This window comes from Streptomyces caeruleatus, assembly GCF_001514235.1.
Lineage (GTDB): Bacteria > Actinomycetota > Actinomycetes > Streptomycetales > Streptomycetaceae > Streptomyces > Streptomyces caeruleatus.
The window spans coordinates 96,355-107,766 of sequence record NZ_KQ948926.1; the positions used below are offsets into that span (position 1 = coordinate 96,355).

Below are 11,412 nucleotides of genomic sequence, written 5' to 3' on the forward strand. Positions count from 1 at the left end.
GGGCGGCCGCCCCGCCTTCGAACTGCGCGCCGTCCTCGCCGCCACCCTCTCGCCCACCTGGGGCATCTACAGCGGCTACGAACTCTGCGAGAACACCCCCCTGCGCAAGGGCAGCGAGGAATACCTCCACTCCGAGAAGTACCAGCTCCGCCCCCGCGACTGGACGGCCGCCGAGCGTGAGGGCCGCACCATCACCCCCCTGATCACCCAGCTCAACGCCGTCCGACGGGCGAACCCGGCGCTGCGGCAGCTGCGTGACCTGCACTTCCACCACACCGACAAGGAAGCGGTGATCGCGTACTCGAAGCGAAGCGGTTCGAACACGGTTCTGGTGGTCGTCAACCTCGACCCCCACCACACCCAGGAGGCCACGGTCTCGTTGGACATGCCGCAACTCGGCCTGGACTGGCACGAGTCGGTGCCGGTGCGCGACGAGCTCACCGGCGAGACCTATCACTGGGGCAGGGCGAACTACGTGCGTCTCGAACCGGGCACTCGTCCCGCGCACATCCTCACCGTCCTGCGACCGTCCACCCCGCAGATCGGAGGGTCACCCACAAAATGATCGTCAACGAGCCCGTTCAGGACACCTTCGAGGACACGCCTGCCAAGGATCGTGACCCGGATTGGTTCAAGCGCGCCGTCTTCTACGAGGTCCTGGTCCGCTCCTTCCAGGACAGCAACGGCGACGGTGTCGGCGACCTCAAAGGCCTGACCGCCAAACTCGACTACCTGCAATGGCTCGGCGTCGACTGCCTGTGGCTGCCGCCTTTCTTCAAGTCACCGCTCAGGGACGGCGGTTACGACGTCTCCGACTACACGTCCGTGCTGCCCGAGTTCGGCGACCTCGCCGACTTCGTGGACTTCGTGGACTCCGCCCACCAGCGCGGCATGCGGGTCATCATCGACTTCGTCATGAACCACACCAGCGACCAGCACCCGTGGTTCCAGGAATCGAGGAAGGACCCCGACGGCCCCTACGGCGACTACTACATGTGGGCCGACGACGACAAGCAGTACCCCGACGCCCGCATCATCTTCGTCGACACCGAGGCCTCCAACTGGACCTTCGACCCGGTCCGCAAGCAGTACTTCTTCCACCGGTTCTTCTCCCATCAGCCGGACCTCAACTACGAGAACCCGACCGTGCAGGAGGAGATCCTCTCGGCGCTGAAGTTCTGGCTGGACCTGGGAATCGACGGATTCCGGCTGGACGCGGTGCCGTATCTGTACGCGGAGGAAGGCACGAACTGCGAGAACCTCCCCGCGACCCATGAATTCCTCAGGCGGGTCCGGAAGGAGATCGACGCCCAGTACCCGGACACGGTGCTGCTGGCGGAGGCCAACCAGTGGCCGGAGGACGTCGTCGACTACTTCGGCGACTTCCGCAGCGGTGGCGACGAATGCCACATGGCGTTCCACTTCCCGGTGATGCCCCGCATCTTCATGGCCGTGAGGCGGGAATCCCGCTACCCGGTCTCGGAGATCCTCGCCAAGACACCGGCCATTCCCTCCGGCTGCCAGTGGGGCATCTTCCTGCGCAACCACGACGAGCTGACCCTCGAAATGGTCACCGACGAAGAGCGCGACTACATGTACGCGGAGTACGCCAAGGACCCGCGAATGCGCGCCAACATCGGCATCCGGCGCCGACTGGCCCCGCTGCTCGACAACGACCGCAACCAGATCGAGCTGTTCACCGCGCTGCTGCTGTCGCTCCCCGGCTCGCCGATCCTCTATTACGGCGACGAGATCGGCATGGGCGACAACATCTGGCTGGGCGACCGGGACGCCGTACGCACGCCGATGCAGTGGACCCCCGACCGCAACGCCGGATTCTCCTCCTGCGACCCGGGACGGCTGTCCCTGCCCACGATCATGGACCCGGTCTACGGCTATCAGGTGACGAATGTCGAGGCGTCCATGTCCTCGCCGTCCTCTCTCCTGCACTGGACCCGCCGCATGATCGAGATCCGTAAGCAGAACCCCGCTTTCGGACTCGGCGCCTACACGGAACTCCAGTCGTCGAATCCGGCCGTGATCGCCTTTCTGCGCGAATACGAGGACGATCTCGTCCTGTGCGTGAACAACTTCTCCCGGTTCGCGCAGCCGACGGAACTGGATCTCCGCAGGTTCAACGGGCGGCATCCGGTCGAACTGTCCGGCGGGGTGCGATTCCCGGCCATCGGTGAGCTGCCGTACTTGCTGACGCTCGGCGGGCACGGCTTCTACTGGTTCCGGCTCCGCAAGGACGCCGTCTGAGAGCCCGGGCGGGGCGGTTTCTCCCGCCCCGCCCGGGGCACGCATCAGTAACCACCCCGACCGGCACGGGGAAAGGACGTGACGCCATGTCGAAAGCCGTCACCCGCACCCTCACGACCTCACCAGGTCTCCTCGCCTCGCTGGATCCCCTGCTGCGGGAGTGGCTGCCACGGCAGCGCTGGTTCGCGGGCAAGGGACGTCCGGTCACCGGGTTCTCGCTGGTGGCGGCCACCGAACTGCTGCCGCCCGGCGGCAAGCTGGGCCTGTACCACCTGCTGGTGCGCGCACACCAGGCCCTCACGCCGGTGCCGGGCGCACCCGAGCAGCCCGCCGACTGCTACCAGCTCCTCATAGGGGACCGCGAGGCGCTGCCGCCCCGGCTGGCGCCCGCCCTGATCGGCCACGTGGCGAAGGGCCCGCTCGCCGGACGCACGGTGTACGACGCCCTGTACGACACGCGTCCCACCGAACTGCTCCTGGAGGCGCTGCGCACCGGGGCCCGGATCGGCGGACTGCGCTTCGAACGCGCCGCCGGCCAGGACATCCGGTCCGGTCTGGTGCCGCGCCTGGTCACCTCCGAACAGTCCAACTCGTCGGTCGTCTACGGCGATACGTTCATCCTGAAGCTGTTGCGCCGGGTCGTGCCCGGCGTCAACCCCGACCTGGAGCTGCCGCTGGCGCTGGCCCGGGAGGGCTGCGACCGGGTGCCCGCGCCGACGGCGTGGATCGGCGCGGAGCTGGCGGGCGACTCGTACGTGCTCGGTGTCCTCCAGCCGTTCGTGCAGGGCGCCGCCGACGGCTGGGAGCTGGCGCTGCGGGAACTGGCCAAGGGTGAGGACTTCGCCGCGGCGGCCCGGGCGCTCGGGCGCGCGACCGCCGAGGTGCACACGGCGCTGGCCCGCACCCTGCCGACCGTCACGCTCGGGCACACGCAGGTGCGGCAGCTGGTCGACGGCATGGTCGGGCGGCTGGAGGCGGCCGCGCAGGCCGTACCCGCGCTGCGGCCGTACGCGCCCGGCCTCCGCTCGGCCTTCGCGGCGCTGGCCGATCTGGCCGCCGAGGGGTGCACCTGGACCGCCCAGCGCATCCACGGCGACCTGCACCTCGGGCAGTGCCTGCGTTCGCCGGCCGGTCAGTGGTGGCTGATCGACTTCGAGGGCGAGCCGTCGAAGCCGCTGGCCGAACGGCGGATGCCGCAGCCGCCGGTGCGGGACGTCGCCGGCATGCTGCGCTCCTTCGACTACGCGGCCCACTCGGCCGACCCGCCGATACCCGGCTGGGCCGACACCTGCCGGGCCGCCTACTGCTCCGGGTACGCGCAGGTCAGCGGCGTCGATCCACGCACCGACCCGGTGCTGCTGCGCGCGTACGAGACCGACAAGGCGATCTACGAGGTCGTCTACGAGGCCCGTCACCGCCCCGACTGGCTCCCGGTGCCGCTGTCCGCCATAAGCCGCCTCGCCGCGGACACCGGCACGCCCCCTTCCTCCACTCCCCTCTCTCCACCTTCGCCTAGGAGGCCCAGCCCGTGACCCCCCGCACCACTCCCTCCAGCGGTACGGCATCGAAGAAGACGGCCGAGCAGTCGACGCAGCAGCCGGCCGAGCAGACGAGCGTCGCGAAGAAGGCGGCGACAAAGACGGTGAAGGCCGCCGAGAAGGCCGCGGAGGCCATGAAGAAGGGGACGGCCAAGAAGGCGGCCACGAAGACCGGCGCGGCGAAGAAGACGGCCGCGAAGAAGGCTCCGGCGAAGAAGGCCGCCGCCAAGAAGACCGTGCCCAAGAAGGCCGTGGCGAAGAAGACGGCCGCGAAGACGACCACGGCCAAGACGACGGCGAAGACTACGGCGAAGAGCACCGCCCCGAAGAAGGCCGCCGCCAAGAAGATCCCCGCGCAGAAGGCCACGGCGGCCAAGAAGATCCCGGCGCAGAAGGCGGCCCCCGTCGCGCCCCCGGCTCCCGTGGACGTCGCCGTCTCCCCCGCCCTCGACGCCGCCGACCGCGAGCGTCTCCTCACCGGCACCCACCACGACCCGCACTCCGTGCTGGGCGCCCACCCGGTGCCCGGCGGTGTCGCCTTCCGGGCCTTGCGGCCGTACGCCCTGACGGTCACCGTCGTCGCCGGGGCCCTGCGGGCCGAACTGCACGACGACGGGGAGGGGTTCTTCTCGGGCCTGCTGCCACTGCGGGAGGTCCCGGCCGACTACCAGCTCCTCGTGGCGTACGAGGAGTCGGTGCAGGAGACCGAGGACGCGTACCGTTTCCTGCCCGCGCTGGGCGAGCTGGACCTGCATCTGATCGCTGAGGGCCGGCACGAGGAGCTGTGGAAGGCGCTCGGCGCCGAGCCGATGACGCACCAGGGCGTGACCGGCACCCGGTTCACGGTGTGGGCGCCGAACGCCCGCGGCGTGTCCCTGGCCGGCACCTTCAACTTCTGGGACGGCACGGGCTATCCGATGCGCTCGCTCGGCGGCACCGGTGTCTGGGAGCTGTTCGTGCCGGAGATCGGTGAGGGCGAGCTGTACAAGTTCGAGATCACCCGGCCCGACGGTTCGAAGACGCTGCGCGCGGATCCGCTGGCCCGCCGGACGGAGGCCCCGCCCAACACGTCGTCGATCGTGCACGCCTCGCGGCACGAGTGGGGCGACGCGCAGTGGCTGGCGCGGCGCGGGACGGTGCCGCCGCACGAGGCGCCGTTCTCGGTCTACGAGGTCCATCTGGCGTCCTGGCGGCCGGGGCTGACCTACCGCCAACTGGCCGAACAGCTCCCCGCGTACGTCAAGGACCTGGGCTTCACCCACGTCGAGCTGATGCCGGTCGCCGAGCACCCCTTCGGCGGCTCGTGGGGCTACCAGGTGACCGGCTTCTACGCGCCCACCGCCCGGCTCGGTACCCCGGACGACTTCAAGTACCTCGTCGACGCCCTCCACCAGGCCGGCATCGGCGTACTGATGGACTGGGTGCCCGCGCACTTCCCGCGCGACGACTGGGCGCTGGCCGAGTTCGACGGGCGTCCGCTGTACGAGCACGAGGATCCGCTGCGGTCCGCGCACCCCGACTGGGGCACGCTGGAGTTCGACTTCGGGCGGCGCGAGGTGCGCAACTTCCTGGTGGCCAACGCCCTGTACTGGTGCGAGGAGTTCCACATCGACGGGCTCCGGGTGGACGCGGTGGCCTCCATGCTCTACCTGGACTACTCGCGTGAGCCGGGCCAGTGGGTGCCGAACGAGCACGGCGGGCGGGAGAACCTGGACGCGGTGGCGTTCCTGCAGGAGATGAACGCCACGGTGTACCGGCGGGTGCCGGGGGTCGTGACGATCGCGGAGGAGTCGACGGCCTGGGACGGTGTGACACGGCCCACGCATGTATCCGGTCCCGGCGGCTTCGGGGGGCTTGGCTTCGGGCTCAAGTGGAACATGGGCTGGATGCACGACTCGCTGGAGTACATGGCCAAGGAGCCGGTGCACCGCAAGTACCACCACGACGAGATGACGTTCTCGATGGTGTACGCGTACAGCGAGAACTACGTCCTGCCCATCTCCCACGACGAGGTGGTCCACGGCAAGCGGTCGCTGGTGTCGAAGATGCCGGGTGACTGGTGGCAGCAGCGGGCCAACCACCGGGCGTACCTGGGTTACATGTGGGCGCATCCCGGCAAGCAGTTGCTCTTCATGGGGCAGGAGTTCGCGCAGGGCGCGGAGTGGTCGGAGGCGCACGGGCCGGACTGGTGGCTGCTGGATCCGGCGTACGGGGCGGAGGCCGACCACCGGGGGGTGCGGGACCTGGTCCGCGACCTCAACACGGTGTACGGGCAGACGCCGGCGCTGTGGCAGCGGGACACGGACGCGTCCGGGTTCCAGTGGGTGGTGGGGGACGCGGCCGACGACAACGTGTTCGCGTTTTTGCGCTTCGACGCCGAGGGGGCTCCGCTGCTGGCGGTGTCGAACCTGTCGCCGGTCGTCCGGCAGGACTACCGGCTCGGTGTTCCTGACGACATCCCTGCCTGGTACGAGACGTTGAACACCGACGCGGCGCGCTACGGCGGCAGCGACGTCACCAACCCCGACCCGGTCAAGCCCGAACCCCAGGGCTGGCACGGCCGCCCGGCCAGCATCCGGCTGACGCTGCCACCGCTGGCGACGGTGTGGCTGCGGCCGGCCTAGCTTTCCTCGCCCCCGCCGCCCCTACCCGTCCCATCCTTCTGGGGCTCCGCCCCAGACCCCGCTCCTCAAACGCCGGAGAGGCTAGATCTTTCAGCCCGTCCGGCGTTTGAGGACGAGGCCCCCAGGGACGGGACGGGTAGGGGCGGCGGGGGCGGATTCCGTTCTAGTCGGTGACCAGCGCCGTCGGCAGCCGACCCGTGTGCAGGACTCCCAACCGCTGCGTAGCCCGAGTCAGCGCCACATACAGATCACTCGTGTCGTACAGTCCCGGCTCCACCACCAGCACCGAGTCGAACTCCAGCCCCTTCGACTGCCGCGGGTCAAGGAGCACGACGGTCCGCGTGAGGTCGGGCTCCGCCCCCGCCGTCACCCCGTCCAACACCGCCGCCAGCTTCCGGTGCAGATGGCGTGGTGCGATGACCGCGAGCCGCCCCTCGGCGGGCATGAGTTCCCCGACCGCCTTCGCCGTCGCGCCCGGCAGATCGTCGGTCGCGCGCACCCAGGGCCGTACCCCCGTCGACCGCACCGAACTCGGTGGCTCGAACTCCGGGTTCTCGGCCCGTACGACCGCCGCCGCCAGGTCCATGATCTCGGCCGGGGTGCGGTAGTTGACGCCGAGTCGCGTGTGCTCCCAGCGGTCCTGGACGTAGGGCTCCAGGATCCCCGCCCAGGAACCGACACCCGCCGCCTCCGCGGTCTGCGCCGGGTCGCCGACCAGCGTCATCGAACGGGTCGGGCTGCGCCGCATGAGCAGCCGCCAGGCCATCGCCGACAGCTCCTGCGCCTCGTCGACGATGATGTGCCCGAACGCCCAGGTCCGGTCGGCCGCCGCGCGCTCGGCGGCGCTGCGGTGGTCGTCCTCCTCGTGGCGTTCGGCGAAGCGCTCGGCGTCGATGATGTCGTGCGCGGAGAGGACCTCGGAGTCCTCCTCGTCCTTGTCCTCGAACTCGTAGGTGCGCGACGCGTACGAGACGTCCAGCACGCCCTGTGCGTAGGCGACCTGCGTCTCCCGCTCCCGCTCGGCCAGCGCCCGCTTCACCCGGTCGTCCTCGCCGAGCAGTTCCGCCGCCTCGTCGAGCAGCGGCACGTCCGCCACGGTCCACTCCCGTGTCACGGGCCGGCGGATGGCGGCCGCCTCCTCGTCGGGGAGGTAGCCGACCGGGTCGGCGAGGAAGTCGGCGACCAGGCGCTGCGGGGTCAGCCTCGGCCACAGCTGGTCCACGGCCGCCCACACCTCGGGGTTCTCGGCGAGCTCGTCCCGGATCTGGGTGATGTCGCTGGGGTCGAGGAGGCTGGAGCCGTCGTACGGGTCGGTGCCGACGCGCTCGGCGTACAGCTCGGTGAGCGTGTTGAGGATGTGGCCCTCGAAGTGCTCACGGGCCACGTTGTGCTGGAGCCCCGCGGCCCGGGTGCGCTCGCGGGCCACCTTGACCAGGTCGTCGTCGAGCATGAGGATCTCGCGTTCGTGCTCGATCGCGATCACCGGGTCCGGCAGCGACTGCCAGTCGCGGACGACCTCGGCGAGTACGTCCGCCATGTCGGCGCGCCCCTTCACCGCGGCCGCCTCACGGGTGTCGGCGGCGGTCGCCCGTACTCCCGGGAACAGCTCGCCGACCGTGGCCAGCAGGACGCCGGTCTCGCCGAGCGAGGGCAGGACCTCGCCGATGTAGCCGAGGAAGGCGGGGTTGGGGCCGACGATCAGGACGGCGCGTTTGGCGAGGAGTTCGCGGTACTCGTAGAGCAGGTACGCGGCGCGGTGCAGGGCGACGGCCGTCTTGCCGGTGCCGGGGCCGCCCTCCACGACCAGTACGCCGCGGTGGGGCGCCCGGATGATCTCGTCCTGCTCGGCCTGGATGGTCTGCACGATGTCGTGCATCCGGCCGGTGCGGGCGGCGTCGAGCGCGGCGAGCAGGACCGCGTCGCCGGTGGGGTCCTCGTGGCCGGTCCGCTGCTGGTCGCCCAGGTCGAGGATCTCGTCGTGCAGGGCCGTGACGGTACGGCCGCTGGTGGTGATGTGCCGCCTGCGCCGCAGCCCCATCGGGGTGTGGCCGGTGGCCAGGTAGAAGGGGCGGGCGACGTCGGCCCGCCAGTCGATGAGGATCGGCGTGCGCTCGGCGTCGTCGGTGCGCAGGCCGATCCGGCCGATGCGGTGGCTGACACCCGAGGCCAGGTCGATCCGGCCGAAGCACAGCGATCCGTCCACGGCGTTCAGCGCGGCGAGCAGGCCCGAGCGCTCGGCGACGAGGATGTCCCGCTCCAGACGGGCCTGCATCGGCGTGTTGCCCTGGGCGAGAGCGTCCGTGACGGAGGTCTCGGTGTCGCCGCGCAGCGCGTCCACGCGGGCGTACAGGTCGTCGATGAATTCCTGCTCACGCCGCATTTCACCGTCTTGAAATTCGGTGTTTGACAATTCCGCTCCCGGCCGGATATACTGCGTTCAGTGAACTTCTCCGCGACTCAATGCATTTGAAGTCGCGAACCATTGAATATACGCAGAGAAATCCCCCGAGCGCAATTGCTCGGGGGATTTCTTCGTTCCGGATCAGAGGACGTCGGCCAGTTCCTCCAGCAGCCGCCGCTTCGGGCGGGCACCCACCATCGATTTCACCGGCTCACCGCCGCGGAACACCATGAACGTCGGCATGGACAGCACCTTGTACGCGTTCGTGGTCTCGGGGTTGTGGTCCACGTCCAGCTGGACCACCTTCAGCCGGTCGCCGGTCTCACCGGCGACAGCCGTCAGCACCGGCCCCATCTGCCGGCACGGCGGACACCAGTCGGCGGTGAACTCCACCAGCACCGGCAGCTCCGCCCCGATCACCTCCGCCTCGAAGTCCGCGTCCGTCACCTCGGCCACGCCTGCCGCCTTGATCACAGTTCCTGCCCTCCCAGTTCGCACAACGGTGGTTCCCCCTCGGCCAGCGCCAGCCGCAGACCGATCTTGGCCCGCACGGCCCGCAACTCGCCGATCAGCGCGTCGAGCTCGTCCAGCTTGCGCCGGTAGACCGCGAGCGAGGCGGGACACGAGTCGCCCTCCGGGTGCCCGGCCCGCAGACACTCCACGAACGGCCGGGTCTCCTCCAGGTCGAACCCGAAGTCCTGCAACGTCCTGATCTGCCGCAGCAGCTTCAGGTCGTCCTCGTCGTAGCTCCGGTAGCCGTTGCCGCTGCGCCGCGCGGGCAGCAGCCCACGCGACTCGTAGTAGCGCAACGTGCGCGTCGTGGTCCCGGCCCGTGCGGCCAGCTCGCCGATTCGCATGCGTACGAACGTAATCCTTGACGCCGACGTCAGGGCAACAGCCGTTTGACGTCGAACCGCCCGGCCCCGGTGTCAGCGGGGCCAGCAGGAGGGCCACAACTTCTTGGACGGGCGACGGAACGTAATCATCCGGTAATGCCGTCAGGCGTACGGCAGTTGTGGCTGCCGTACGCCTGAGTGGGGACCAGCGATGGTGACCGGGCGGCTGAGCGACGGGGGAGTATCCCAGCCGCCCGGAGCATGTGTGTGCGTGGCCGCACGCCCGGCCCCGGTTCAGGCGGGGCCGGGCGTGCGGAGCAGGTGGCCCTGGAACGGACCGGAGGTCACGCCCGGGCGAGTTCCTTGTCGCCGTCCTGCTCCGGCGCCTCGGCGGCCGGAGCGGCGCCGTGGCCGTCGTCCAGGAGGGTCTTCTCGTCGAACGGGATCCGACCGGCGAGCACCTCGTCGACCCTGCCCCTGTCGATCTCCTTGGTCCAGGTTCCGATCAGGACCGTGGCGACGGCGTTGCCCGCGAAGTTCGTCAGGGCGCGGGCCTCGCTCATGAAGCGGTCGATGCCGACGATGAGGCCGATGCCGTCCACCAGGGCGGGCTTGTGCGACTGGAGGCCACCGGCCAGCGTGGCCAGACCCGCGCCGGTGACACCGGCGGCGCCCTTGGAGGCGACCAGCAGGAAGAGCAGCAACGGGATCTGCTCGGCGACGGCCATCGGAGTACCCATGGCGTCGGCGATGAACAGGGACGCCATGGTCATGTAGATCATGGTGCCGTCGAGGTTGAAGGAGTAGCCGGTCGGGACGGTGATGCCGACGACGGGCTTGCTGACACCCAGGTGCTCCATCTTCGCGATGAGGCGCGGCAGCGCGGACTCGGAGGAGGAGGTGGACAGGATCAGCAGGAACTCACGGCCCAGGTACTTGAAGAACGTGAAGATGTTGAGGCCGGAGACGATCCGCAGCAGCGCGCCGAGCACGATGAAGACGAAGAGGAAGCAGGTGACGTAGAAGCCCAGCATCAGGATGGCGAGCTGCTTCAGCGCGTCGACGCCGGCCGACCCGGTGACGGCGGCGATGGCGCCGAAGGCACCGATGGGCGCGGCCCACATCACCATGGCGAGGATGCGGAAGACGAGCCGCTGGATGTGCTGCACACCGCGCAGGATCGGCTCACCGGTGGAGCCCATGGCCTGCAGTGCGAAACCGGCGAGCAGCGCGATGACCAGGGTCTGCAGCACCGATTCCGAGGTGAAGGCGGAAACCATCGTGGTCGGGATGAGGCTGAGCAGGAACTCGGTGGTGTCCTTGGCCTCCGTGTCGACCTGCTCGTGGCCGGCGTTCTTGATGGCGTCGGTGATGTGCAGGCCGGTGCCCGGCTCCAGGATGTTGCCGACGACGAGGCCGATGGCGAGCGCGACCAGCGACATCGCGAGGAAGTAGACCATCGCGATACCGCCGACCTTGCCGACCTTCGCGGCCTTCCGTACCGAGCCGATGCCCAGGACGATCGTGCAGAAGATGATCGGCGAGATCATCATCTTGATCAGGTTCACGAAGCCCGTGCCGATGGGCTTCAGCTCGACCGCGAAGTCGGGCGCGACCAGGCCCACGGTGATACCGAGGGCCACCGCGATGATCACCGCGATGTAGAGGTAGTGCGTGCGGTCCCGTTTGGCGACGGGTGCGGCGGGTGCCTTCTCGGGGGAACTGGCGGCGGCCACGGCTGCCCTCCTTGA

General features: G+C 69.6%; 7 protein-coding genes and 1 pseudogene. 4 read left to right on the forward strand and 4 right to left on the reverse strand.

Annotated features, from left to right (window positions below; all coding sequences use genetic code 11):
• The 4 genes and pseudogenes from AQJ67_RS49110 to glgB all read left to right on the forward strand — a co-directional run.
• Positions 1 to 565, forward strand: a pseudogene (locus AQJ67_RS49110) (alpha-1,4-glucan--maltose-1-phosphate maltosyltransferase); the annotation flags it as partial.
• Entirely contained in the window at positions 562 to 2,262 is a 1,701-nt protein-coding gene (treS, locus tag AQJ67_RS09220; protein WP_062717608.1) for a maltose alpha-D-glucosyltransferase, read from the forward strand. The pseudogene AQJ67_RS49110 and the gene treS, both read left to right, overlap by 4 nt.
• Positions 2,263 to 2,348: 86 nt before the next feature.
• Entirely contained in the window at positions 2,349 to 3,794 is a 1,446-nt protein-coding gene (locus AQJ67_RS09225) for a maltokinase N-terminal cap-like domain-containing protein (protein ID WP_062717609.1), read from the forward strand.
• Positions 3,791 to 6,424 (forward strand): 1,4-alpha-glucan branching enzyme, encoded by a 2,634-nt coding sequence (gene glgB, locus AQJ67_RS09230; RefSeq protein WP_079055851.1) that lies wholly within the window; start codon positions 3,791 to 3,793, stop codon positions 6,422 to 6,424. The genes AQJ67_RS09225 and glgB overlap by 4 nt, the downstream gene beginning before the upstream one ends.
• 163 nt (positions 6,425 to 6,587) lie before the next feature.
• Here the strand turns inward: glgB and AQJ67_RS09235 are convergent, their stop codons facing one another.
• The 4 genes from AQJ67_RS09235 to AQJ67_RS09250 form a co-directional block, all read right to left on the reverse strand.
• Positions 6,588 to 8,804, reverse strand: a complete 2,217-nt coding sequence (locus AQJ67_RS09235; protein ID WP_062717610.1) for a HelD family protein — start codon at positions 8,802 to 8,804, stop codon at positions 6,588 to 6,590.
• A 162-nt stretch (positions 8,805 to 8,966) separates the two neighbouring features.
• Positions 8,967 to 9,281: a thioredoxin family protein gene (locus AQJ67_RS09240; RefSeq protein ID WP_062718470.1), complete on the reverse strand. Its 315-nt coding sequence runs from the start codon at positions 9,279 to 9,281 to the stop codon at positions 8,967 to 8,969.
• Positions 9,282 to 9,295: 14 nt separating this feature from the next.
• Positions 9,296 to 9,682: a MerR family transcriptional regulator gene (locus AQJ67_RS09245; RefSeq protein WP_062717611.1), complete on the reverse strand. Its 387-nt coding sequence runs from the start codon at positions 9,680 to 9,682 to the stop codon at positions 9,296 to 9,298.
• A 323-nt stretch (positions 9,683 to 10,005) separates the two neighbouring features.
• On the reverse strand, positions 10,006 to 11,397 hold the full coding sequence (locus tag AQJ67_RS09250; RefSeq protein WP_062717612.1) for a cation:dicarboxylate symporter family transporter: 1,392 nt from the start codon (positions 11,395 to 11,397) through the stop codon (positions 10,006 to 10,008).
• Positions 11,398 to 11,412: the final 15 nt, after the last annotated feature.

Coding starts and splice junctions, on each gene's coding strand:
- treS (WP_062717608.1), top strand. CDS start 562: ATGATCGTCAACGAGCCCGTTCAGGACACCTTCGAGGACACGCCTGCC.
- AQJ67_RS09225 (WP_062717609.1), top strand. CDS start 2,349: ATGTCGAAAGCCGTCACCCGCACCCTCACGACCTCACCAGGTCTCCTC.
- AQJ67_RS09235 (WP_062717610.1), bottom strand. CDS start 8,804: ATGCGGCGTGAGCAGGAATTCATCGACGACCTGTACGCCCGCGTGGAC.
- AQJ67_RS09245 (WP_062717611.1), bottom strand. CDS start 9,682: ATGCGAATCGGCGAGCTGGCCGCACGGGCCGGGACCACGACGCGCACG.